Below are 23,877 nucleotides of genomic sequence, written 5' to 3'. Positions count from 1 at the left end.
GGTGCAGCACCACCCTGCTCTTCGCTTGTACCATGCCGAGAGGCATAAGATATGGTGCCCGTGGCGGAACGCCACACATTACCCCTGTTTGAGTTTACTCTACCGGGCGTAAACATCAGGTGCTTCGTCTGCCACCGCGACAATTAATCGTGAACCGATGTTTTGAATAAGTAGCGGAGCAACCAAAACTGAACCGGAGTCTAAACCCCTTCACAACAGCAAAAATAAGTCAACTAATTTAGTATGAAGGTATTGACTTTTACGGATTTCGTAGTACACTCGTAGAGTGAAATTAGCAACTTCACCACCCCTTCCAAAACGTCGAAACATCCCCCCTCCGCAATAACTTCTTTCGGACCACTCGTTTCTTACTGAGTTGTCTTTTTCTGTTTCCGATCCAGTGAAGATGATCGGTAGTAACATTGGGAGGATAGCTGTACCGGATAGGTTTGATGCGAACCTTCAAGGTGATCCTGGCCAGAGGATGCAGCGACAACTGGCCACTAATTAACCCTATTTGCTTCGCAACGGAGCAAACCGCACTTGCCCATAACAAGTGTCCTAGCAGCACCACTACCCCGTAACCTCATCACGAGTGCGGGGTACTTTTTCCCGTAACAAACTTCATCAAACATACCGAAGGTAACTCATATGGCACAACGCCGACCAATTCGTCTGCGGACTTGCGAGTCTTGCAACCGTAACTTTTACAGCCGCTCTCCCCTTAGCCGCTACTGCTGTGTCGCACACCAGGTCAAGGAATGGAGAGCCAGAAACAAGTCCACCCAACATGAACTTGAGCAACAGTACATCACCCAAGAACTTGAGAAGTCCAACCAACCAAAACAGGAAGTCGCTTAATGAGTCACAAGACAGTTTGGCTAGAAATCGACAAGAGCAACCAAGCAATTATTTCGTACTTCATCGAACAACCAACTGGCACATCCGACAAAGTTGATTACGTTCAAGCAACGCTGGACGAACTAACGTACTTGAACGCATTGGAAGATTCAGTACTCCCACCTGGGATGGTAGTCACCCTTAGTGACTTACAGGCTCATCGGGCCCGAGTAGCATCAGCGAAGAAAGACAAGACAGCACCTACTATCGAACCTGCCTCCAAGGTGTCGCAGCAGCCTTCTAAGGGCGATAGCGAACGTAGCACTACCAATCCAAAGACCAATAACGACAAAGCGAAGGCAAGCCTTATCAGCGCTCTTCGCAAGCACCGTTCACGCAAATAACAAGGTAACCCAACATGACTGATACAAAGCACTACAATTACGGCACTGAAGTTGTCGAATTCTTCAAACACGATGATGAAGCGTTACGAAAATTCATCGCACAACGAGAAGTGGATTACTTTCGCAGCAGCGAATCCCTGCTTCACCCACAGCTTGGAGTCCAAGTAAGTTGGTCTAGTGACCAACCCATGGGTGTCGCCCTTAAGGACTTAACTGAGTTGTTACTGAAGGGCTACAAGGTAGTAACAGCTTACTCCAAACCACTCGACTTCAACGTTCAACTTCGGAAGCCAGATTCTGTAATCGATTCCGACCTAATTAAAATCGTTGAGCAGGCTAAGGCTGACTACACCGAAGAGCGGTATGTCCGGAACGTCGACGAAACAAAGCGTCAGATTGCCTTTACTGTCGCACGTGAGATGCGGGAAGCGGAGACAGCAGCAGCCAAAGCCACAGCAGATAGGTTGACTACCATTCAGGATAACGCACTGGCTGACTTGCTCGCTGCTTACTCCAAACCAACCAAGCCCAAGTCCAAGAAGGTCGATGCGGTGACAGCGTGAGCCCGGAGAATCCAACCAGACTACTGGGCATAAACTTCACGGACGATGAGTTTCACCTAATCAACTGTCACGCTCGTAAGCAAAAAATGCCGGTTCGCAACTTCGTTGAATACATGATTCGCTTCTACATCAACTCAATGCAGCAGCAACAACCGGCAAAGCTGAAGTAACTTCAACAGCGAGCGAGTACACACTCAAACACTAGTGCAAGAGAAAATTTTTATTAGTGTAAGAGAAAGTGATTAGTTACATAAAAAACATTAGCGCAAGAGAAAATAGTTGCGAGAAGGCGCTTGACTTCATCGCCAAGCCCTGCTTTTCTGGAAATACAAAAGTCACTCGGAGAACCAGAAATGATCGCTTTCAAGCCTCCCCTTAACGCCTCTGATGATACTTGGCACGAGTACGCAGATGACTGCTGCCTTTACTTTAATTCGAAGCTCAGCCATTTTCTCATTGAAGGATTCGGTTATAAACCACGATGGGTGAATCAGAGACTAGGGGTCGGACTTACTTCAACCATCAAAGCTTACACAATGAAGTACGACCTATACCTTCGAATGTTCCCAAGACCCGAAGCTGGCTGGCCACGAGAGACACTTGTTATTGCACGTATTGGCTTCAAGGACGAACGAAAAGGACATGGTCGTCGTTTATTGACGCTGATGACCGAACTCGCCCCTGAGCTTGGTTATAAACATATTGCCATCGAGTGTGCTAACGAGAACTCCAGTGCTTTTGGCAGACGCTTTGGTCTTCAACCAATGGACGAACGCGGAAGTAATTGGATCGGCACCGTTGACGATGTCCAGCGAGCACTTGAGCAGTCTTTGTAATCTAAATAACAGGAATAACAGTCGGTCAAAATAAACACTACGCTGTCGTTGGCCACCGAGGCAAAACTATCGACCAAGTAATCAAGCAACTATTTCCCATAGGCGGCTCTGCAATAGGTAATGCGAATTTGTAGCACGTCAAAGTCCCTAACTTCGGGGGCCTCGTCATCATGGGGTTAAGCAAAAGTGCCTTCGTACGCATTCTTCCGAAGCGGCGGAGAATTTGTTGACACTTGCTTGTTCGGACCAGCGAAAGCCAACCTTTTTTGCACTACAGGGGGTTAGGCGACCCATCTGAATTACCTTGTTTGTCATTCATCACCAGTGAGCTGCTTCCGCCTCCAGTTCGCGCCATCGGAGATTGACCTGGGTCGCACCGGAAGCACCAGTGCCGTCTCTTAATTAACAGAATAGTATTGTGTAAATTAGCCAACCCGCAGAAACACTGGACTACTCATGTAGGAACATGATCTAATTAACACATAAGCGTATTCCGTCATGGAGTGTTAATTAGAGATGAACATCGTAGAAGCGGTGAAAACAGAGGGTGAAGCCGAAACCATCTCTCGCAAGTTAGCCAAGAACGCCAGGGGCAATTCCCTGTACGCGGACATCTGGCGGTTCGGGGTCAACACCGCTCTTCGTATCAGTGACCTACTCAGTCTTACGTTCGAGGATGTCAAAGGCGACAAGCTGGTGATCAAGGAAGCCAAGACCGGCAAGACTCGCGCCATTGACCTCAATAGTTCAGCCAAGGCCATTGTAGGCCGCCGTAGGGCTGCTCACCCCACCCACACATACGTATTCGAGGTGGAGAGCAACCGGGCAAAGGGAAAGCCAGTAAGTCGTGTCGCAGTAGCCAACGCCTTCAAGGCCGTAGGTGACGAGATGAGCCTGCAACTGGGTACTCACTCGATGCGGAAGACTCGCGGCTGGTTGATGTACAACGGTGGGGTATCCATCGAGAAGATTTGCAAGGTACTGAACCATTCAAGTCCAGCTGTCACGATGGCGTACATCGGCATCACACAAGCAGAAGTTGATGCGACCTATCACGAGTTCGTGTTTTAAGCCTCTATAAGCTTCCCGGCGCTCCTACTGCGTGAATATTAGCCGCCTCCGGGCGGAATTTTCATGCCTTTGATATTTTGAATTTATGGCCGCTGACAGCGAGGTGGCACGGAAATGGCTCTTAACCTCGACCTACACTGATCGAAATTTCAACCGTTTTGCTAGCTACCCACTTGATATTTGGCTATAGATTCACGGGCAGCATTCGGCCGAGGGCAAGTGCAAAACTATACGCGATGCATTTCTTCAAGAATCTTACTGAACTTAGTGCAGACTTCGTCCCTCAACGCTCTACTTGAGATTACATACTTTTCGGATTTAGAAATGACTTCAATATTATAAACCATTGTTAGTGTTCCGATGAAGTCGGAGCTTAGGCTGGACGAGTCATATACTAAAATTAGTAATTTATCAGGGGAGATGGCGAGCCTAATAAAATATAAAGGTTCCTCTTCAACCGCGCCGTTATTAATAACAACCACATCATCACCTAAAACAAAATGTTCGCCCAAGGCATTAATGTGAGCAACTATCCAGCTCATCTTACCTATTGTCTGAGCAAGCTCTGAATCAAGAACTCTCTCCACCATAAACTTTAGGATCGTGTTATCCCTTAAAGCCTGAACATTGAAATCTAGCTTCTCTATAAGTCTAGCTATGCTTGGGTTCGCCTCGTGGAGTTCGTTGACATAGTCATCAATTTCAGCAATTCTTTTATATTTTTCGAGCCTTTTAGGACTTCGTTCGATCATGGAGGCCATAAACATTGACCAGATACTCCGCTCCTCTTCGCTCAGTGCGTTAACCCCATGATCCAGCAGCTTTCTATGAACAATAGCAGCTTGATCATCAATCTTCGCCATCACTTCTTTTTCAATTTCATCGGACGGTTCTTTGGCCCCTCGATATTCCGGATATATCGTGTAAAGATTCTCTACGTACGCAACCGACTTGGGAGCACCTTTCCGGAAAGAAATATCTCCCCCACCATTTCGCTGATAAATCCACAGCGCCCCGCTCTCATCCTGCCACTCTTTCAGAAGAAACCTTGGAATAAAATGGTGTTTCGTAGAAACCTTTTGTTGTGACATGAAATCGATCCCTGAAAAGATAAACTAGCAAACTTCTCGCACACCAAACCGCACATAATGCAGGCAGGTTTGGGAGCGGACTCAACTCGAACCGCGACCAGCCGCCTGAAACCCTGGGGCGTACGTTGCCATTCAATCCCGGCCAATGGCAAGGTGAACTAGAATTGTCGCAACATCACTGAGGAACGGAAGCCATGTCGGATAACCCAGAAGCCAACATCGCAACGGCGGACGCATTGACGCTGCTCCTGCACAACCAGCACGCCATATGTGCGGCAATTGAAGAGGTCACAAAGTGGCTCTCAGAGAATGGAGTGGGAAGTGTTGCCGTTAACGCCATGAGCACTCTGGAAACACTAGACACGAACGCTCACGCTATAACAGAAGCGATCATGCGACTGCGCCAGTCGTAGGTATCGGAAAGCGAGCCATTCACAAGAGTGGGCGTACCCGCTCAAGATCTGAACGGGCTTAGAATCCCCGCCGAAGCGGGGTGGAAGTGTTTACTTCTCTTAGCGACGAAGTGCTTGAGCTAGCAGACTATTGACGCCTTTTGTCCATTCCGTTGGTTTCTCTTCGCTGATCGTTACCAAGGCTTCATAGGTAGTGATCCCCGCTTTTGCTGCGGCTTCATCTATGCAATTGCGTGCATAGCTAATAGCTACGGCTTTCGTAGTCCCCAATTTGTACGTAGCAGTCCACACGGTTGTGAGCTTGTGCTTGGAGAAGTGCTTTTTCGCGAGCTCATCGTTGAACTTGTCGCGGGCTGCTCTGCTGACTCCGTTGTCGAGGTCAACCGTAACGAGTGCGTAGTAAGTCATGGCGAAATCCTCAGCGATCTTTGTTGGATTGGGACACGAGAGAACCCGCTAGGGCCTTCGTCTGGTCGCTGTACTTCTCGCTCTGAAGCACCCGCCCTGCGAAGGCTTCCATCTCAGCACTCGTTTGCTTCCCAGTTCTGGTCTGAGCCAGCACCGAGGCTGCAAGACTTTTAGCAGTAGCAGACTTGCTAGGGGTACGGAGGGTTTCGGAAGCCAGCTTGGCTGTCTTCGCTGAGGATTGCTTTTTATTGCTAGGCATGACAATTCACCTGTGTAGACAAGGATGGAAGTGTCAGACCTAGGGAGGACCGGCCAGCAGAGAACCGTTGACGATCCCGCCAATGTTTGGCTCAATGCAATCCCCCTAGGGCTAACGTAATCGCTACTGTTTAGCTTTAGTTGGTGCGGGTGGTTGTGATCTAAGTTGTCCAGACCGAACACGACCACTCGCAGACTTTTCTAAGTACCTCATTCGAGGTCAGCAGCTAACGACAAACCCTACATCTAGGGTTTTTTTGTCGTCTGCGTACAGCATATTGCGTTTTGAAGGGAGATTGCAACGTACTACCTGTGGATAAACCTGTGCGTAAATTGTGTGTGAAAGAGCGAATCGGCGTGTAGGCCGCAATGCTGCTGGACCGGGCCTTTTTTCATCATTTTCAACAATTGAAAACAGCCAAATAGATTTTTAATGCCGCGATCCCTATCACAAAAATTCACTGTAATTGGGTGAGTACATCGCGCAGTCATCAGTGCCGAATTCGCCTTGGTTCACTTCTTTTCCCTGTTGGCATGGTCGCCGTACGCGTATCCCATTCGCGATGCCTCCCGCTCCCGCTCCTGGCTGTACATTTCACTCAGCGTCCATTTCAACCGTTCGTGTTCAACCTTCAACGCTGCCAGTTCGGTCGAGCCATCCCGATGCATAATGATCAGCTTGGCGATGTTCTGGTGGGCCTTACGCAAGTCTTTGCATGTCATCTCCAGCTCGGCACACAGCAGGGTACATTGATGCTTCAGCATCTCTTCGTGAGTGGGAAGCCCCAGTTCAAATCCGCCGTCATCGATCAAATCGTCTTTCATCACGCACATACCGAACACTGTATGTACGAACAGTATTCTGACAGACTGATCACATCAATCTTTGGCTGATGGATGGCAAGACCACCACAGAATCGTCGTGGCGGCGAGCAACCTATGACCCGTCAGACTTTCCCTTGATCTATCGCGAGATGCTCGAATGCCTCCAAGGCGCCGTTAGGTAGCTGCACCAGCTTACTCACTGCTCTGGCGATTTGAGGGTTCAAGTACAACGGTGAGTTGGTCGCAACGAAGTTGAAATTATCAGAGGCGCTGAAAGGCTTCCCCCCACCGAACATTGCGTTACGCCAGACAAGACCCTTATGAGCTCGGTGATGCTGGTCTGCAAGGATCTTCTCGAGTGCGCCGATCTCTAGGTGCCCACCAGCGGGCTCCCCGCCCAGCCTTGCTTTGATCTTATTTAAGTTCCTAGACAAAACCTCTTCTGACGGCTTGTCGTTATAGTGCTCGATATCAAGCACAACGCAGTACTGGCGGAGGCGCCAAACCAGTGCATCCAACCCTGCTAGCTCGTGATCGAATAGGTGGAGTGATACGACTAGATATCGATCACCACCAGACTCTGCAAGATGATTGAAGACCGCCCGCTCATCGTCGGGCAAAACGATGTCGTAGCCTAAACGATCATTTACCCTCCTGAGACCTTCAGCGATGTTGTGCCCCACCCCCTTGGAGCTAACCCTGCGAAGAAGCAGCATGCACTTCAAGTACTTTTCTACAGCTTGCAACCCAGACCAAATGGCCTGTGTAGCCAAACCGGCCCTCAGGGCCAACCTTGCTGCAATGTAGTCACCATCTCCCGTATCCCTGAAGCACCTGATGGCGAAGTCATTGATCCAAGCGGCTTCTGAAGGCGCCTGGTACTCGGAGACAAACTGTTGCCAAGTCTTCTTTACGTCGTCGCTCATGCTTACATCTCACCGAAAAGTTCAGCGATAGTAATGACCACCATAGCTAGGGGCCAGCAGCACGTTGACGCCAGTTGCAGCTACAGGTGGCTGGACACTTGAAGGGTTGGAGAAACAACAGGCAGACGCTAACATGCCGCTTATGATGCACCACTTTGGTGTACCTAAACGCTGTCACACTTCGAGATTTTTTACTGACAAATCCTTGTAAAATCAAGGACTTAGAGATAGGTGGTAACCCCACCAGCCACACCCCGGCACACAATGTTCCCGCTGTGGCTGCTGCCTTCCGGCTCTGACCAGGTTCACGGGTAATCGTTGCGGGGGGACCGATGGGGTCACCATAACGACGCTCACCTGACGGCGAGCCGCGCCATTGTACCTATCTGAGTCGAAGTTACAACTGTTAGGGCGGATTAAAAAATATAGCTGCTTCAATGACATGCAGAACGCCCGAAAGATCATGGTATCCGCCGACCCTTACAGGTCCTGTACGACTTCGTCCGCCCTGCCGCCCTCGCGCTGGATGACCAGATGAATGAAGTGCAGCTTGGCGATCACCGCCGGTGGGAGCACGAAAGGATAAAAATCCGGCTGTCCCATGCTGCGCGAAAGCTCATTGAGCATGCCGGCCAGTTCAATCCAGGCGTTGACGAACGACAGGAACGTCGCACCACCGGGGTGCTGCGGATCGTAGAGGGTGTCCAGCTGAAACGGCTGATAGTCGAAGTCCATTTCCCGGGCACTCATGCCAAATCCCAGCGCCGTATCCACCGCGTCCATCATGTGCAGGTAGTGCGCCCAGGTTTCAGCCCAGTCTTCCCAGGGGTGCATGGTGGCGTAGGCACTGACGCAGTGCTGCTGCCAATCCAGCGGGGCGCCTTGCTGATAATGACGATCCAGCGCCTCGGCGTAGCTGGCACGCTCATCGCCGAATAGTCCTCGAAACGGTTCCAGCCAATCGGTGTTGGCAATCAACCGGTCCCAATAATAGTGCCCGACTTCGTGACGGAAATGCCCGAGCAATGTGCGATAGGGTTCGTGCATCTGCACCCGTACCTGCTCACGATGGGCGTCATCGGCTTCCTTGATATCGAGGGTGATCAGTCCGTTCGCATGACCAGTGGTGGGTGACTTGCCTTCGAGGTCCACACCGATGAAATCGAAGGCCAGGCCCTCCTCCTCATCCACGGTTTTCGGAATGACCTGCAAACCCAGGCTGACCAATTGAGCGACCAGACGCCGCTTGGCGGTTTCCACCTTTCGCCAGCGTTCGTGGTTTTCGGCTATCGATAGATCAGGAATGGTGCGATTCAAGCTACAGGCGATACACAAGGCGTCGTGATCATTGGCAGGCAACAACCAATTGCAGGCGGCCGGGGAATCGAGGTTGGCACAGCGGCGAAACAGGCCTGCTCCGGGATCGACATCCAGCAACCAGGTGCCCGATGGCTCACCCGGCTGCAGCGAGGACAAACGAGTCTGTTCCGGCTCATAACCCAACGCCGCCGAACAAGCCAGGCACTGACTGTTGCGAAAGAACAGCGACTGGCCGCAACGACAGGGCCAGACCTTGCTGTTGCGCGAACTATCACCGATGAACGGTGCGGCGATGCGCGAAGTGAGCTGTTCGAAGAAACGGTACATGGCGATCTCTCCCTGGGCTTGCCAAGACTAGATCATTCCCGAGAGGTGATCGTTCCCGTTTTTTGCGGGGCTGTTGAAATCGCCTTCGCGAGCAAGCCCGCTCCCACAGGTATTTCAGGCGGCCTCAGGATGGGCATTCACTGGAGATCAAACTGTGGGAGCGAGCCTGCTCGCGAAGACGGAGTACCTGGCGATGCCGATGTTGGCTGTGCCGACCTCTTCGCGAGCAGGCTCGCTCCCACAAAGTAACTTGGGGAGCGGGCTTGCGAATGATGTCAGACCGAAATGTTGTGATCCTTCAAGAAAACAACAAACGTCTCTTCATCCAGCACCTTCAGCCCCAGCTCATTAGCCTTGGTCAATTTGGAGCCCGCGCCGGGCCCTGCCACCACGCAATGGGTCTTGGCCGACACGGAGCCGGCGACCTTGGCGCCGAGGCTTTCGAGCTTGTCCTTGGCCACGTCGCGGCTCATCAGCTCCAGGGAGCCGGTCAACACCCAGGTCTGGCCGGCCAGCGGCAAGCCTTCGACGACTTTCTTTTCGCTGTGCCAGTGCATGCCGAAGTCGGCCAATTGTTTTTCGGCTGTCTCGGCAAGCAGCCGATTTTCCTCGACTGCAAAAAACTCGCGAACCGAATTGGCCTGCTTTTCCGGCAGCGCCTGGCGCATATCCAGCCAGTCGGCGCCGATCACCGCCTGCAGCGAACCGAACCTGTCGGCCAGTTTCTGCGCCCCGCCCGGCCCTACCAATGGAATGTGCAGCTTGTCGAGGAAACCACCCAAGGTGGTGCTGGCAGCAAACTCGGCGCCCAACTCGCCCTGATCCTGAATCTGCAATCCATGCTTGAGCAGATCGGCGATGACCTGCTGGTTATGCGCATCCTCAAAGAAGCTGTGGATCTCGTGGGCGACTTCCAGGCCGACATCCGGCAGGTAGGTCAGCACGTGCGGCAGCGCTTGCTGCACCCGTTCCAGCGAGCCCAGGGAGCGCGCCAGCACCTTGGCCGTTTCTTCACCGACATCGGGAATCCCGAGGGCATAGATGAAGCGCGCCAGCCCTGGTTTCTTGCTGTCTTCGATAGCACTGAGCAACTTCTTGCTCGATAGCTCGGCAAAACCTTCCAGATCGACAATGTCCTCGAACTTCAGGGCGTAGAGATCGGCAGGCGAATTCACCAACCCCTCGTCCACCAGTTGCTCGACGCTTTTGTCGCCCAGGCCTTCGATGTCCATTGCCCGACGGGAAACGAAGTGAATGATTGCCTGCTTGAGTTGCGCGCCACAGGCCAGTCGACCGACACAGCGATACACCGCGCCTTCGCTGACGGTCTCGCGGCCCTTGCTGCGCTTGACCAGTTGCGTGCGCTCGACATGGGAACCACAGACCGGGCACTGCTCCGGGATCTGTACCGGTCGCGCATTTTCCGGGCGACGCTCGGTGACCACTTGCACCACTTGCGGAATCACGTCACCGGCACGGCGAATGATCACCGTGTCGCCGATCATCAACCCCAGACGCGCCACTTCATCCATGTTGTGCAGCGTGGCGTTGGCCACGGTGACACCCGCGACCTTGACCGGCTTCAGACGCGCCACCGGGGTGACGGCCCCCGTGCGGCCCACCTGGAATTCCACATCGAGCAATTCGGTGAGCTCTTCCATGGCCGGAAATTTATGCGCGATGGCCCAGCGCGGCTCACGGGCGCGGAAACCCAGCTCACGTTGTGAAGCGATGCTGTTGACCTTGAACACCACACCGTCGATTTCATAGGGCAACGCGTTGCGACGCTCTCCAATGTCGCGGTAGTAATCCAGGCATTCATCGATGCCGTTCGCCAGTTTCAGTTCATGGCTGATCGGCATGCCCCAGGCTTTGAGCTGTTGCAGATTGCCGATGTGCGTATCGGCGATATCCGCGGACACCTGGCCGATGCCGTAGCAGCAGAACTCCAGTGGCCGGTTGGCGGTGATCTTCGAATCCAGCTGCCGCAAGCTGCCCGCCGCCGCATTGCGCGGGTTGGCGAATGTCTTGCCGCCGACTTCCAGTTGCGTGGCATTGAGCCGCTCGAATCCAGCCTTGGACATGAACACTTCGCCGCGTACTTCCAGGGTCGCCGGCCACCCTGTGCCGTGCAGCTTGAGCGGGATGTTGCGCACGGTGCGCACGTTGATGCTGATGTCTTCGCCTGTGGTGCCGTCGCCGCGCGTGGCACCGCGCACCAGCAGGCCATCTTGATACAACAGGCTGACCGCCAGACCATCGAGCTTGGGTTCGCAACTGTACTCCACCGCGGCGCCGCCACCGAACAAATCGCCAACCGGCAAATCCAGCCCTTCGGTCACCCGGCGATCAAACTCGCGCATGTCGGTTTCTTCGAAGGCGTTGCCAAGACTGAGCATTGGCACTTCGTGGCGTACCTGGGTAAATGCCGACAACGCTGCGCTGCCCACCCGCTGGGTCGGAGAGTCGCTGGTGATCAGTTCGGGATTGGCGGCTTCGAGCGCCTTGAGCTCATTGAACAACCGATCGTACTCGACGTCCGGGATGCTCGGTTCGTCCAGCACGTGGTAGCGATAGTTGTGCAGATCCAGCTCGGCACGCAGCTCTAGAATGCGGTCTTTGGCGGCAGTCATGGGTGTTCTCTCATAAAGCAAAAGAGCAGCCGAGGCTGCTCAATCTATTTTGCCGATCGTCCCGCGCCCGGCGCGGGGACAACCCTTTGAATCAACGCTTCTGGGTCAGGGCGCGACGCTCGAATTCAACGATACGCTGACGGTAGTGCTCGATCGTCTGGGCGGTCAGCACGCTGCGCTGGTCGTCCTTCAGTTCACCGTTCAGCTCTTGGGACAGCTTACGCGCCGCGGCCACCATGACATCGAAGGCTTGCTTCGGATGACGCGGACCTGGCAGACCCAGGAAGAAGCTCACCGCCGGGGTGCTGAAATGGTCGATGTCATCCAGATCGAAAACACCCGGCTTGACGGCGTTGGCCATGGAGAACAGGACTTCGCCGTTACCCGCCATGCTTTCGTGGCGATGGAAGATGTCCATCTCGCCGAAACGCAGGCCGCTCTCCAGAATGTTCTGCAACAGCGCCGGGCCTTTGAAGCCGGCCGCGTCGCGGCAGATCACGCTGATCACCAGCACTTCTTCGGCTTGTGGCTGATCTTTGTCGCTGACCGAAGGTGAAGCCTTGGTGTCTTCGACGAAATCGTCGTCGCGGCTGCTGAAGCTCGGGCCGCCATCCAGGTCAAGACTCAGATTCATGTCGCCCTGGGACGGCTCGCCAGCACGCTTGCCACGCTTGGAACCCGATTCGCGCGGCTCGCGTGCCGGCATGCTCACCGACGGCAAATCCTGCTCGTCCAGCTGCGGTTCCTTGTGGGCATCCAATACGCGGGACGGGCCCAACAGCTCGGCGCTGGTGTCCTCGTCCGGCAGGTTGGACAGACTTCGGTCAAGACGGAATTTCAGTTTTCCCTTGCCGCCGCGCATACGGCGCCAGCCATCGAAAAGAATACCGGCAATGACAATGATGCCGATGACGATCAGCCACTCGCGCAGACCGATTTCCATGTAATCCCGTGCCTCTATAAAAAATGCTGAAAAATAAGGGGTTTACAACCTGTAAACCGCTTTAAAACGTGGCGCCAACTCTATGTTCTGACAGGCGTTTTGCCCACGTATACGAAAAATTGACATTAAACTAGCACGACCAAAGGCAACTTTACACCGTCTGTCACTATGGCTTCAGCGAATATGTCGATTGGCCAGCAAGTCAGGACAAGTAAAAAGTCCCATGAGCCCGTAGTATCCGTCCTACAGATACAAATCAGGCATCCACCATCGCCATCGCCTCCTCGACATCCACAGCCACCAGACGCGAACAACCGGGTTCGTGCATCGTCACCCCCATCAGCTGCTCAGCCATTTCCATGGCGATCTTGTTGTGGGTGATATAGATGAACTGCACCGTCTGCGACATCTCTTTGACCAGCCGTGCGTAGCGTCCCACGTTAGCGTCATCCAATGGCGCGTCAACCTCATCGAGCATGCAAAACGGCGCCGGGTTCAACTTGAAGATCGCAAAAACCAGGGCCAATGCGGTCAGGGCCTTTTCGCCACCGGAGAGCAAATGGATGGTGCTGTTCTTCTTTCCAGGCGGTTGCGCCATGATCGTTACCCCTGTATCGAGTAGATCTTCGCCCGTCAGTTCCAAATACGCGCGACCTCCACCGAAAACTTTTGGGAAAAGCGCCTGTAAACCGCCATTGATCTGATCAAAGGTATCCTTGAAGCGGTTGCGGGTTTCCTTGTCGATCTTGCGAATCACGTTTTCCAGCGTCTCCAGCGCTTCCACCAGATCGTCGTTTTGCGCATCCAGATAGCGTTTACGCTCCGACTGTTGCTGGTACTCGTCGATGGCCGCGAGGTTGATCGCACCGAGACGCGCAATCCGCGCGGCAATGCGTTCGAGTTCTTCCTCGGCGGCTTTTTCGCTGGCCTCGGCGGTCAGCGTGGCGAGCACGCCGTGCAAGTCGTAACCGTCTTCGAGCAGCTGGTCCTGCAACGCCTTGCGCCGCACCGTCAGCGCTTGCCATTCCATGCGTTGCTGTTCGAGCTGACCGCGGATCAGCTGCGATTGCTGCTCGGCCTGGCTGCGGCGTTTCTCGGCGTCGCGCAGTTCGCGGTCGGCATCTTCGAGGGCGATCTGCGCGGTCTTGAGTTCTTCGTCGACGGTCATGCGCTTGTCGAGCAGCTCTTCGAGTTTCAGGCGCAGCTCTTCCAGCGGTGCCTCGCCCTCCTCCAGATTGAGGCTCAACTGTTCACGCTTTTCGGTCAGACGTTCGGACTGCATTTCCAGACGCTCCAGCGCCTGGCGGGTCGAATCATGCTGCGCCTTGAGCGACCCCAGACGCACCGCCAGCTGATGGGCGTGATCCTTATGCTGTCGCGCTTCCTGACGCACCCGGTCAAGTCGCTCACGCAAGCTGTCGCGCTGGGCCAGCAGCAATTCGCGCTGCTCGGTGTCCAGCGCCATGCTGTCGAGGGCTTCCTGCAAGTGCACCCGCGCTTCGCCGATCTGTTCGTGCTCCAATTCGCGTTGTTCGCCCAACTCGGCGATCTCTTCATCGAGGCGAGTGCGGCGCAAAGTCAATTGCTCGGCTTTGGCCTTGCCGGCCGACAACTGGGCTTTTAGCTCACCTTGCTGGCGGGCTTCGTCTTGCAGCAAACGACGCAAATGTTCGCGGCCGTTTTCCTGCTGACGCTGTTGCGCCCTGAGATTTTGAAGTTGGGTTTCCAGGGTTTCGACGGCGGCTTCACGCTCTTCGCGCTCAAGGCTCAGTTGCTGGATTTCCTGCCCCCGAGCCAACACCCCGCTTTCCGCTTCACTGGCGCGCCGCACCCGCAGGAAATGCCGGCCAACCCAGTAACCGTCGCGACTGATCAGGCTCTGCCCGCTGGCCAACTGAGCGCGCAAGGCAAGGGCCTGCTCAAGACTCTCAACCGGCTTGACCTGCCCCAACCAGGGCGACAGATCGATCGACGCCTCGACCTTGTCCAGCAAACTGCCCGGCACCCGCGCGCCATCGCTGGCCGGGCTGAGCAGACGCAGATCGCCCTGGGCAAACCCGGACAGGTCGAAATCGTTGAAGTCATCCACCAGCACGGCTTGCAGATCGGCACCGAGCACGGTTTCCACCGCCAGCTCCCAACCGGCTTCGACTTTCAGGCCTTCGGCCAGGCGCGGGCGATCGGCCAGGTGCTGTTCGCGCAGCCACTCGGCGGTGCCGGTGCCCGGATCGAGCGCGGCTTGTTGCAAGGCCTCCAGTGACGCCAGACGCCCATTGAGGCGTTGCAAATCGCCCTGGGCCTGCTGCTGCGCCGACTGGGTTTGCTGCAATTGCTGGCGCAGTTGTTCGAGCTTTTCGACCTGTGCTTCTTCACTGGTCTGCAAATCTTCCAGGGTCGCCTCGGACTCAGCCAGTTGCTCGCTGAGTTCCATGATCGCCGCGTCTTCCGGGTCGGCCGACAGCAAGGCGCGCTCTTCACCGAGACGCTTCTGGCGATCGGCCAGACGCTCCAGGCTGGTCTCCAGTTGCTGGATTCGCGACTGCTGGACTTCGGCCTGACGCCGCGGCTCGGCGGCGGTCAGGTTGAATGCATCCCACTGTTCCTGCCAGCCATGCATGGTGGTTTCGGATTCTTCCAGCGCGGCCGCAGCCTCTTCGGCGGCGGCGCTGGTGACTTCCTGCTCGGGGGTGAGCATGTCCAGCTCTTCACCCAGGGTCAGCAGCAAGGTGCGGTCATGGCCCAGGTGCGATTCGGTTTCCAGGCGCGCGCGCTCGGCTTCCTTCAAATCGTCCTGCAGCTGCCTCAGGCGTTGCTGGCCATGCTGGATACTCTGCTCGACCCGGGCAATGTCACCCCCGACCGAATAGAAGCGCCCCTGCACCAGATTGAAGCGTTCGGACAGGTCATGGTGCCCGTCACGCAATCTTTCGATGCTGGCATCGGCGTTGCGCTGCTCGGCCACCAGGGCTTCGAAACTGATTTCCTGGTTGCCGATGATTGCTTCGCGCTGGCCAACCTGATCGTTCAGATCCTGCCAGCGCAGGGCCGACAGTTGCGCCTTGAGCTGGCGCTCTTCGCCCTTGAGTTCCTGATACTTCTTGGCGGCCTCGGCCTGGCGGTGCAAGCGCTCGAGCTGGCGTTCGAGTTCTTCGCGCAGGTCAGTCAGGCGTTCCAGGTTTTCGTGGGTTCGACGAATGCGGTTTTCGGTCTCGCGCCGGCGCTCCTTGTACTTGGAGATGCCCGCCGCTTCCTCGATAAAGTTGCGCAAGTCTTCGGGCTTGGACTCGATCAGCTTGGAGATCATCCCCTGCTCGATGATCGAATAGCTGCGCGGTCCCAGGCCGGTGCCGAGGAAAATATCGGTGATGTCACGGCGCCGGCATTTGGTGCCGTTGAGGTAATAAGTGGTCTGGCTGTCGCGGGTCACTTTGCGGCGAATGGAAATCTCCGCATACGCGGCGTACTCGCCGAGCAGCGTGCCGTCGGAGTTATCGAACACCAGCTCGATACTCGCCTGGCTCACCGGTTTGCGGCTGGTGGAACCGTTGAAGATGACGTCGGTCATCGACTCGCCGCGCAGGTTCTTGGCCGAGCTTTCGCCCATCACCCAGCGCACGGCATCGATGATGTTCGATTTTCCGCAACCATTGGGCCCGACCACCGCCGCCATGTTACTGGGGAAGTTCACCGTGGTCGGATCGACGAAGGACTTGAACCCCGCCAGCTTGATGCACTTTAGCCGCACCCTTAAGCGTCCGTCAGGGCAGAGATCACCAGATCGCAACTGCGCTGGCCGTAAGCCGTCAGCACTTGGCGAATCTGTGGAAAGTCACGGGCGATCACGGCGGCGAGCAGGCGTTCGAACAGCTCCAGGTACTCGCTCATCGAGGCCTTGCGCTGGTCCAGCGCCAGGAAGTAGGCACGACTCATGGCCGGTTGCAGATTCTCGACGGTTTCCTGCAGATAAGGATTGTCGGCGAACGGATACGTGGCGCGCATCACGTTGAAACTGTCGTCGACGAAGGTATGGATGTCCTGACGTTCGTAGCTGGCGGTCAGGCGCTGCTGGATCTGCACGAACGGCGCGAGATCGGCCTGGACCTTCCAGCCATTGGCCACGGCGTTGGCCAGCAGGATGTACATCTCGCTCATCAGCGTGCACAGGCTCTGCACCTTGTGCGCGGTGAGTTCGGTTACGTGGGCGCCACGACGCGGCAGGATCGCGATCAGGTGGCGACGCTCGAGAATCAGCAAGGCCTCGCGGACAGAACCACGGCTGACGTCGAGCGCCTGCGTGACCTTCTGTTCCTGGATGCGCTCCCCGGGCTTCATTTCGCCGCGAATGATGCGTTCGGCGAGGTGGTGAGCGATTTGCTCGGCGAGGCTGTCCGGCGCCTTGAACGTCATGGTTGTCCTTCAAACTCTTCGATCTGCACAAGCGGCGCAGTGTAGCGCAATTGATACGTCATGGCGGAGTGCCCAACCGGCGGAATTTGGCACGATTCAAGCAAAAAGCAGCCTATCCCGCGAGGGTCAATACTGTAGGAACCCGTTGTTGATCGACGAAATGCACTTTCCTGACCTTTAAGTCAGAAAATCATTGACCGAAAAGTCAGACCTGCTAAATTCGGTTCACGTCGGTTAACAACAATAATGAGTCTGCGAGGCCTTCCGTGATCCAGTTTTTACTCAACCAGGAACTCCGTAGCGAGCACGCCCTGGACCCGAATCTGACCGTGCTCAACTATTTGCGCGACCATGTGGGCAAGCCTGGCACCAAAGAAGGCTGCGCCAGCGGTGACTGTGGCGCGTGTACCGTGGTGGTTGGCGAGTTGCAGACAGATGATGCTGGTCGCGAGCACATTCGCTATCGCAGCCTCAACTCCTGCCTGACGTTCGTTTCGTCCCTGCACGGCAAACAACTGATCAGCGTTGAAGACCTCAAGCACAAAGGCGAACTGCACAGCGTGCAGAAAGCCATGGTCGAGTGCCACGGTTCGCAATGCGGTTTCTGTACCCCCGGTTTCGTGATGTCGCTGTTTGCCCTGCAAAAGAACAGTGACGCACCGGATCATCACAAAGCTCACGAGGCCCTGGCCGGCAACCTCTGCCGCTGCACCGGCTATCGGCCGATCCTGGAAGCCGCCGAGCAGTCCTGCTGCGGTAAAAAGCCGGACCAGTTCGACGCCCGTGAAGCCGAAACCATCGCCCGCCTGAAAGCCATCGCACCCACCGACATCGGCGAGCTCAACAGTGGCGACAAACGCTGCCTGGTGCCACTGACCGTGGCCGATCTGGCCGACCTCTACGACGCTTACCCACAGGCCCGGCTGTTGGCCGGTGGTACCGACCTGGCGCTGGAAGTCACGCAGTTCCACCGCACCCTGCCGGTGATGATTTATGTTGGCAACGTCGCCGAGATGAAGCGCATCGATCGCTTCGATGACCGCCTGGAAATCGGCGCCGCCACCGCCCTCTCCGATTGCTACGACGCCCTGAAAGCCGAATATCCGGACTTCGGCGAATTGCTGCAACGCTTCGCGTCCCTGCAGATCCGCAACCAGGGCACCCTGGGCGGCAACATCGGCAACGCTTCGCCAATCGGTGACTCGCCACCGCTGCTAATCGCCCTCGGCGCGCAAATCGTCCTGTGCAAGGGCGACACCCGTCGCACCATGGCGCTGGAGGACTACTTCATCGATTACCGCGTCACGGCGCGTCAGGAAAGCGAGTTCATCGAGAAAATCATCGTGCCACGCGCCAGCGCCGAGCAGCTGTTCCGCGCCTACAAGGTCTCCAAGCGTCTGGACGATGACATCTCGGCGGTTTGCGCCGCGTTCAATATTCGCCTGGAAAACGGCGTGATAGCCGACGCCCGCGTGGCCTTCGGCGGCATGGCGGCCATCCCGAAACGTGCCAACAGTTGCGAAACGGCGTTGATCGGCGCGCCGTTCAACAGCGCTACCCTCGAACGCGCCTGCGCCGCACTGGCCGAAGACTTCACCCCGCTGTCGGACTTCCGCGCCAGCAAGGAGTACCGCCTGCTCAGCGCGCAGAACCTGCTGCGCAAATACTTCATCGAACTGCAAACACCGCACATCGAGACCCGGGTGACCGCTTATGTCTAACCATCACGCCGTAGAGAAGACCCAGGCCGAACTGGCTGAATTGTTCGCCAAGGACCTGACCACCGGTGTCGGCCGCAGCGTCAAGCACGACAGCGCCGCCAAGCATGTGTCCGGTGAAGCGCAGTACATCGACGACCGCCTGGAATTCCCGAATCAGCTGCACGTGTACGCTCGCCTGTCGGACCGTGCCCACGCGAAAATCATCAGCATCGACACCTCGCCCTGCTACGCCTTCGACGGTGTGCGCATCGCCATTACCCACGAAGACGTGCCGGGCCTGAAAGACATCGGCCCGCTGATGCCCGGCGATCCCTTGCTGGCCATCGACACGGTGCAGTTCGTCGGTCAGGTGGTGCTGGCCGTGGCCGCCCGTGACCTGGAGACCGCACGCAAGGCCGCCATGGCCGCAGTGATCGAATACGAAGACCTGGAACCGGTGCTGGACGTGGTCGAGGCCTTTCGCAAAAAGCATTTCGTGCTGGACAGCCATACCCATGAACGCGGTGATTCGGCAGGCGCGCTGACGACCGCGAAAAATCGCATCCAGGGCACACTGCACATCGGCGGCCAGGAGCACTTTTACCTGGAAACCCAGATCTCTTCGGTAATGCCTACTGAAGACGGCGGCATGATCGTTTACTGCTCCACGCAAAATCCCACCGAAGTGCAGAAGCTCGTGGCCGAAGTGCTGGACGTGTCGATGAACAAGATCGTCGTCGACATGCGGCGCATGGGTGGCGGTTTCGGCGGTAAGGAAACCCAGGCGGCGAGCCCGGCCTGCCTGTGCGCGGTGATCGCGCACCTGACCGGTCAACCGACCAAGATGCGCCTGCCACGGGTCGAAGACATGCTGATGACCGGCAAGCGCCATCCCTTCTATGTCGAATATGACGTGGGCTTTGACGACAGTGGTCGCCTGCACGGCATCCAGCTGGAACTGGCGGGCAACTGCGGCTGCTCGCCGGACCTGTCGAACTCGATCGTCGACCGGGCGATGTTCCACTCGGACAACTCGTATTACCTGGGCGATGCGACCATCAACGGTCACCGCTGCAAGACCAACACCGCCTCGAACACCGCCTACCGTGGCTTCGGCGGCCCGCAAGGCATGGTCGCCATCGAAGAAGTGATGGATGCCATCGCCCGCCATCTGGCCCTCGATCCGCTGGCGGTACGCAAAGCCAACTACTACGGCAAGACCGAGCGCAACGTCACCCATTACTACCAGACCGTCGAGCACAACATGCTCGAGGAAATGACCGCCGAACTGGAAGAAAGCAGCCAGTACGCCGAGCGCCGCGAAGCGATCCGTCGCTACAACGCCAACAGCCCGATCCTGAAAAAAGGCCTGGCGTTGACCCCGGTGAAATTCGGCATTTCCTTCACCGCGAGCTTCCTCAACCAGGCAGGCGCCTTGGTGCACGTTTACACCGACGGCAGCATCCACCTGAACCACGGCGGCACCGAAATGGGCCAGGGCCTGAACACCAAGGTTGCGCAAGTCGTGGCCGAAGTGTTCCAGGTGGAAATGGATCGTGTGCAGATCACCGCGACCAACACCGACAAAGTGCCGAACACCTCGCCAACCGCCGCGTCCAGCGGTGCCGACCTGAACGGCAAGGCCGCACAGAACGCTGCGGAAACCATCAAGAAACGCCTGATCGAATTTGCCGCACGGCAATACAAGGTCAGCGAAGAAGATGTGGAATTCCACAACGGCCATGTCCGCGTGCGAGATCACATCCTGACCTTCGAAGCGCTGATCCAGCAGGCGTATTTCGCCCAGGTATCGTTGTCGAGCACCGGGTTCTACAAGACCCCGAAAATCTACTACGACCGCAACCAGGCCCGTGGTCGTCCGTTCTACTACTTCGCCTTCGGCGCGGCGTGCTGCGAAGTGCTGGTCGACACCCTGACCGGCGAATACAAAATGCTGCGTACCGACATCCTTCACGATGTCGGCGCCTCGCTGAACCCGGCCATCGACATCGGCCAGGTCGAGGGTGGTTTCATCCAGGGCATGGGCTGGCTGACCATGGAAGAGCTGGTGTGGAACAACAAGGGCAAACTCATGACCAACGGCCCGGCCAGCTACAAGATCCCGGCCGTGGCGGACATGCCGCTGGACCTGCGGGTGAAGCTGGTGGAAAACCGCAAGAACCCGGAAGACACGGTGTTCCACTCCAAGGCCGTGGGCGAGCCGCCGTTCATGCTCGGCATCGCCGCGTGGTGCGCGATCAAGGATGCCGTGGCCAGCCTGGGCGACTACCGGCATCAACCGAAGATCGACGCCCCGGCGACCCCGGAGCGGGTGTTGTGGGGCTGTGAGCAGATGCGCCGGTTGAAGGTGGCGAAAGCCGTTGAAGCCGAAACCGAGTTGGCTTCGCTCTAGACCGAGGCGCGGCCTTCGCGAGCAGGCTCGCTCCCACAATGGATCTCCAGTGGGCACAAATTTTGTGTATGACAGAGATCAAAATGTGGGAGCGAGCCTGCTCGCGAAGAGGCCGGAACAGACAACAAAAGTTGTAGGGGTGAAAACATGTACAACTGGATCGACGCCCTCGCCGACCTGCAAAACCAGGGTGAGCCCTGCGTCCTGGTGACCATCATCGAAGAGCTCGGCTCGACGCCGCGCAATGCCGGCTCGAAGATGGTCATCAGCGCGAACCAGAGCTTCGACACCATTGGTGGCGGGCACCTGGAATACAAAGCCATGCAGATCGCCCGCGAGATGCTCGCCAGCGGCAAGCAGGACACCCATCTGGAGCGCTTCAGCCTCGGTGCCAGCCTCGGCCAGTGCTGCGGTGGCGCAACCGTATTGCTGTTCGAACCGATGGGCCAGGTCCAGGCACAGATCGCCGTGTTCGGCGCCGGCCATGTCGGCCGCGCACTGGTACCGCTGCTGGCCAGTCTGCCCTGCCGCGTGCGCTGGATCGACTCGCGGGACGCCGAATTCCCAGAGCAAATCCCCCACGGCGTGCGCAAGATCGTCAGCGAAGAACCGGTGGACGAAATCGACGATCTGCCGGCCGGCAGCTACTGCATCGTCATGACCCACAACCACCAGCTTGACCTCGAACTCACTGCCGCGATTCTCAAGCGCAACGACTTCGCCTACTTCGGCCTGATCGGTTCGAAGACCAAGCGGGTGAAGTTCGAACACCGCCTGCGCGACCGCGGTTTCGACAGCAGTGTCGTGCAACGCATGCGCTGCCCGATGGGCATCGGCGAAGTCAAAGGCAAGTTGCCTGTGGAGATCGCCATTTCCATCGCCGGCGAGATTATCGCCACTTACAACGCGAACTTCGGCCAGCACACCGCCAGCACCGGATCGATTGCCAAACTGCTGCCCGCTTCACGCCGCAGCCAAGCCATTAATTGATAAGACTGACCACTGAGAATCCCATGCCCTTGACTCGCAAAGCCTACCGCGCCGCCATCCTGCACAGCATCGCCGACCCTGCCGAAGTGGGTATCGAAGCCTCGTACGAGTATTTCGAGGACGGCCTGCTGGTGGTCGATAACGGCAAAATCAGTGCCCTTGGACACGCCAGCGAACTGCTGCCGAGCCTGCCGGCCGATATCGACATCACCCAGTACCAGGATGCGTTGATTACCGCAGGTTTCATCGACACCCACATCCACTTGCCGCAAACCGGCATGGTCGGTGCCTACGGCGAACAACTGCTGGACTGGCTCAACACTTACACCTTCCCGTGCGAAAGCCAGTTCGCCGACAAGGCCCATGCCGACGAAGTCGCCGACATCTTCATCAAGGAACTGCTGCGCAACGGCACCACCACCGCACTGGTGTTCGGCAGCGTGCATCCGCAATCGGTGAACTCGTTCTTCGAAGCCGCCGAGCAGCTGGATCTGCGGATGATCGCCGGCAAGGTGATGATGGACCGCAACGCGCCGGACTACCTGACCGACACCGCCGAATCCAGCTACGTCGAAAGCAAGGCGCTGATCGAGCGCTGGCACGGCAAGAGTCGCCTGCACTACGCGGTCACCCCGCGCTTCGCACCGACCAGCACTCCGGAACAGCTCACCCTTGCGGGCCAGTTGTTGACCGAGTACCCGGATCTGTACATGCAGACCCACATCAGCGAAAACCTCAAGGAAATCGAGTGGGTCAAGGAGCTGTTCCCGGAGCGCAAGGGCTACCTGGACGTCTACGATCACTACCAATTACTGGGCGAGCGCTCGGTGTTTGCCCACGGCGTGCACCTGTGCGACGACGAATGCGCGCGCCTGGCCGAAACCGGCTCGGCGATCTCGTTCTGCCCGACCTCGAACTTCTTCCTTGGCAGTGGTTTGTTCAACCTGCCGATGGCCGAAAAGCACAAACTGAATGTCGGCCTGGGTACTGATGTCGGTGGCGGCACCAGTTTCTCGCTGCTGCAAACGCTGAACGAGGCGTACAAGGTCATGCAGCTGCAAGGCGCGCGCCTGAGTCCGTTCAAGTCGCTGTACCTGGCGACCCTCGGCGGCGCCCGTGCGCTGCGCCTGGAAGACAAGATCGGCAACCTGCAACCGGGCACCGACGCCGACTTCCTGGTGCTGGATTACAACGCCACGCCGTTGCTTGGCTATCGCTTGAAGCAGGCCAACAACATTGCCGAGACGTTGTTTGTGTTGATGACGCTGGGGGATGACCGGACGGTGCTGCAAACCTATGCGGCGGGGAATCTGGTGCATCAGCGGTAGGGTTTTCCGGGCCAAAAAAATCCCCCGCAGCTTTTCAGCCCGGGGGATTTTTATTGCCTGTCACATTGCCTTCGCGAGCAGGCTCGCTCCCACATCTGAAATGCATTCCCCCTGTGGGAGCGAGCCTGAACTGGCCTAATAATTCCGGACACCTCTTAAGGGCGATATGATTTCGCCAACT

19 protein-coding genes and 1 other RNA gene are annotated in these 23,877 nt (G+C 56.7%); 9 read left to right on the top strand and 11 right to left on the bottom strand.

Translation table 11 applies throughout. The annotated features are described in order from the left end of the window. The first annotated feature begins 860 nt into the window (after window positions 1–860). The 4 genes from HNQ83_RS06730 to HNQ83_RS06715 all read left to right on the top strand — a co-directional run bounded on the left by HNQ83_RS06730 (window position 861) and on the right by HNQ83_RS06715 (window position 3,714). On the top strand, window positions 861–1,244 hold the full coding sequence (locus HNQ83_RS06730) for a hypothetical protein (protein WP_175388236.1): 384 nt from the start codon (window positions 861–863) through the stop codon (window positions 1,242–1,244). A gap of 14 nt (window positions 1,245–1,258) precedes the next feature. Beyond that, window positions 1,259–1,807, top strand: a complete 549-nt coding sequence (locus tag HNQ83_RS06725; protein WP_175388235.1) for a hypothetical protein — start codon at window positions 1,259–1,261, stop codon at window positions 1,805–1,807. A gap of 353 nt (window positions 1,808–2,160) precedes the next feature. Continuing rightward, on the top strand, window positions 2,161–2,643 hold the full coding sequence (locus HNQ83_RS06720) for a hypothetical protein (protein WP_175388234.1): 483 nt from the start codon (window positions 2,161–2,163) through the stop codon (window positions 2,641–2,643). Between the two features lie 516 nt (window positions 2,644–3,159). Then, complete coding sequence (locus tag HNQ83_RS06715) at window positions 3,160–3,714, top strand: tyrosine-type recombinase/integrase (protein ID WP_175388233.1); 555 nt, start codon at window positions 3,160–3,162, stop codon at window positions 3,712–3,714. Window positions 3,715–3,941: 227 nt separating this feature from the next. Here the strand turns inward: HNQ83_RS06715 and HNQ83_RS06710 are convergent, their stop codons facing one another. Continuing rightward, window positions 3,942–4,805 carry a DUF4238 domain-containing protein gene (locus tag HNQ83_RS06710; RefSeq protein ID WP_175388232.1) on the bottom strand — a complete coding sequence of 288 codons (864 nt, stop codon included), beginning with the start codon at window positions 4,803–4,805 and terminating at the stop codon, window positions 3,942–3,944. A gap of 194 nt (window positions 4,806–4,999) precedes the next feature. Here HNQ83_RS06710 and HNQ83_RS06705 point away from each other — a divergent pair, with 194 nt between their 5' ends. Continuing rightward, window positions 5,000–5,218, top strand: coding sequence for a hypothetical protein (locus HNQ83_RS06705; protein ID WP_175388231.1), 219 nt, complete (start codon window positions 5,000–5,002; stop codon window positions 5,216–5,218). A 99-nt stretch (window positions 5,219–5,317) separates the two neighbouring features. Here HNQ83_RS06705 and HNQ83_RS06700 read toward each other — a convergent pair whose 3' ends face one another. The 10 genes from HNQ83_RS06700 to HNQ83_RS06660 all read right to left on the bottom strand — a co-directional run bounded on the left by HNQ83_RS06700 (window position 5,318) and on the right by HNQ83_RS06660 (window position 17,265). After that, complete coding sequence (locus HNQ83_RS06700; RefSeq protein ID WP_175388230.1) at window positions 5,318–5,626, bottom strand: hypothetical protein; 309 nt, start codon at window positions 5,624–5,626, stop codon at window positions 5,318–5,320. Window positions 5,627–5,636: 10 nt separating this feature from the next. Then, a complete protein-coding gene (locus HNQ83_RS31095; protein ID WP_256668883.1) occupies window positions 5,637–5,885 on the bottom strand; it encodes a hypothetical protein in 249 nt (82 codons plus the stop codon). A 512-nt stretch (window positions 5,886–6,397) separates the two neighbouring features. Next, window positions 6,398–6,709 (bottom strand): hypothetical protein, encoded by a 312-nt coding sequence (locus HNQ83_RS06695; RefSeq protein ID WP_175388229.1) that lies wholly within the window; start codon window positions 6,707–6,709, stop codon window positions 6,398–6,400. 122 nt (window positions 6,710–6,831) lie between these two features. Beyond that, window positions 6,832–7,635 carry a hypothetical protein gene (locus HNQ83_RS06690; RefSeq protein WP_175388228.1) on the bottom strand — a complete coding sequence of 268 codons (804 nt, stop codon included), beginning with the start codon at window positions 7,633–7,635 and terminating at the stop codon, window positions 6,832–6,834. Window positions 7,636–7,873: 238 nt separating this feature from the next. Further along, window positions 7,874–7,970: signal recognition particle sRNA small type (ffs, locus tag HNQ83_RS06685), an RNA gene on the bottom strand. 145 nt (window positions 7,971–8,115) lie between these two features. After that, window positions 8,116–9,282: a putative zinc-binding metallopeptidase gene (locus HNQ83_RS06680; protein WP_175388227.1), complete on the bottom strand. Its 1,167-nt coding sequence runs from the start codon at window positions 9,280–9,282 to the stop codon at window positions 8,116–8,118. A 275-nt stretch (window positions 9,283–9,557) separates the two neighbouring features. Beyond that, a complete protein-coding gene (gene ligA / locus HNQ83_RS06675; protein ID WP_175388226.1) occupies window positions 9,558–11,915 on the bottom strand; it encodes an NAD-dependent DNA ligase LigA in 2,358 nt (785 codons plus the stop codon). Between the two features lie 91 nt (window positions 11,916–12,006). Continuing rightward, window positions 12,007–12,858, bottom strand: coding sequence for a cell division protein ZipA (zipA, locus tag HNQ83_RS06670; protein ID WP_175388225.1), 852 nt, complete (start codon window positions 12,856–12,858; stop codon window positions 12,007–12,009). Window positions 12,859–13,114: 256 nt separating this feature from the next. Beyond that, the gene (smc, locus tag HNQ83_RS06665; RefSeq protein WP_175388224.1) at window positions 13,115–16,603 is read right to left on the bottom strand and encodes a chromosome segregation protein SMC; all 3,489 of its coding nucleotides are present in this window, start codon (window positions 16,601–16,603) and stop codon (window positions 13,115–13,117) included. A 2-nt stretch (window positions 16,604–16,605) separates the two neighbouring features. Beyond that, entirely contained in the window at window positions 16,606–17,265 is a 660-nt protein-coding gene (locus HNQ83_RS06660) for a GntR family transcriptional regulator (protein WP_175388223.1), read from the bottom strand. Between the two features lie 266 nt (window positions 17,266–17,531). Between HNQ83_RS06660 and xdhA the strand changes: the two genes are divergently transcribed. The 4 genes from xdhA to guaD all read left to right on the top strand — a co-directional run bounded on the left by xdhA (window position 17,532) and on the right by guaD (window position 23,696). After that, complete coding sequence (gene xdhA / locus HNQ83_RS06655; RefSeq protein WP_175388222.1) at window positions 17,532–18,986, top strand: xanthine dehydrogenase small subunit; 1,455 nt, start codon at window positions 17,532–17,534, stop codon at window positions 18,984–18,986. After that, the gene (gene xdhB / locus HNQ83_RS06650) at window positions 18,979–21,378 is read left to right on the top strand and encodes a xanthine dehydrogenase molybdopterin binding subunit (RefSeq protein WP_175388221.1); all 2,400 of its coding nucleotides are present in this window, start codon (window positions 18,979–18,981) and stop codon (window positions 21,376–21,378) included. The genes xdhA and xdhB overlap by 8 nt, the downstream gene beginning before the upstream one ends. 147 nt (window positions 21,379–21,525) lie before the next feature. Continuing rightward, the gene (gene xdhC, locus HNQ83_RS06645) at window positions 21,526–22,368 is read left to right on the top strand and encodes a xanthine dehydrogenase accessory protein XdhC (protein ID WP_175388220.1); all 843 of its coding nucleotides are present in this window, start codon (window positions 21,526–21,528) and stop codon (window positions 22,366–22,368) included. A 23-nt stretch (window positions 22,369–22,391) separates the two neighbouring features. Next, window positions 22,392–23,696 (top strand): guanine deaminase, encoded by a 1,305-nt coding sequence (gene guaD / locus HNQ83_RS06640; protein WP_175388219.1) that lies wholly within the window; start codon window positions 22,392–22,394, stop codon window positions 23,694–23,696. Window positions 23,697–23,877 lie beyond the last annotated feature (181 nt).

Origin of the sequence: Pseudomonas sp. C2B4 (assembly GCF_013359695.1) — a bacterium.
Lineage (GTDB): Bacteria > Pseudomonadota > Gammaproteobacteria > Pseudomonadales > Pseudomonadaceae > Aquipseudomonas.
The sequence above is the reverse complement of the archived record's forward strand: the minus strand, read 5'-3'. Positions and strand labels throughout refer to the sequence as shown.

Bases quoted from the DNA above. Each gene is read 5' to 3' on its own strand.
- xdhB (WP_175388221.1), top strand. From the start codon at position 18,979: ATGTCTAACCATCACGCCGTAGAGAAGACCCAGGCCGAACTGGCTGAA.
- HNQ83_RS06725 (WP_175388235.1), top strand. From the start codon at position 1,259: ATGACTGATACAAAGCACTACAATTACGGCACTGAAGTTGTCGAATTC.
- HNQ83_RS31095 (WP_256668883.1), bottom strand. From the start codon at position 5,885: ATGCCTAGCAATAAAAAGCAATCCTCAGCGAAGACAGCCAAGCTGGCT.
- HNQ83_RS06730 (WP_175388236.1), top strand. From the start codon at position 861: ATGAGTCACAAGACAGTTTGGCTAGAAATCGACAAGAGCAACCAAGCA.
- ligA (WP_175388226.1), bottom strand. From the start codon at position 11,915: ATGACTGCCGCCAAAGACCGCATTCTAGAGCTGCGTGCCGAGCTGGAT.
- xdhC (WP_175388220.1), top strand. From the start codon at position 21,526: ATGTACAACTGGATCGACGCCCTCGCCGACCTGCAAAACCAGGGTGAG.
- HNQ83_RS06705 (WP_175388231.1), top strand. From the start codon at position 5,000: ATGTCGGATAACCCAGAAGCCAACATCGCAACGGCGGACGCATTGACG.
- HNQ83_RS06700 (WP_175388230.1), bottom strand. From the start codon at position 5,626: ATGACTTACTACGCACTCGTTACGGTTGACCTCGACAACGGAGTCAGC.
- HNQ83_RS06660 (WP_175388223.1), bottom strand. From the start codon at position 17,265: ATGACGTTCAAGGCGCCGGACAGCCTCGCCGAGCAAATCGCTCACCAC.
- HNQ83_RS06715 (WP_175388233.1), top strand. From the start codon at position 3,160: ATGAACATCGTAGAAGCGGTGAAAACAGAGGGTGAAGCCGAAACCATC.
- guaD (WP_175388219.1), top strand. From the start codon at position 22,392: ATGCCCTTGACTCGCAAAGCCTACCGCGCCGCCATCCTGCACAGCATC.
- HNQ83_RS06690 (WP_175388228.1), bottom strand. From the start codon at position 7,635: ATGAGCGACGACGTAAAGAAGACTTGGCAACAGTTTGTCTCCGAGTAC.
- HNQ83_RS06720 (WP_175388234.1), top strand. From the start codon at position 2,161: ATGATCGCTTTCAAGCCTCCCCTTAACGCCTCTGATGATACTTGGCAC.
- HNQ83_RS06680 (WP_175388227.1), bottom strand. From the start codon at position 9,282: ATGTACCGTTTCTTCGAACAGCTCACTTCGCGCATCGCCGCACCGTTC.
- zipA (WP_175388225.1), bottom strand. From the start codon at position 12,858: ATGGAAATCGGTCTGCGCGAGTGGCTGATCGTCATCGGCATCATTGTC.
- HNQ83_RS06695 (WP_175388229.1), bottom strand. From the start codon at position 6,709: ATGAAAGACGATTTGATCGATGACGGCGGATTTGAACTGGGGCTTCCC.
- HNQ83_RS06710 (WP_175388232.1), bottom strand. From the start codon at position 4,805: ATGTCACAACAAAAGGTTTCTACGAAACACCATTTTATTCCAAGGTTT.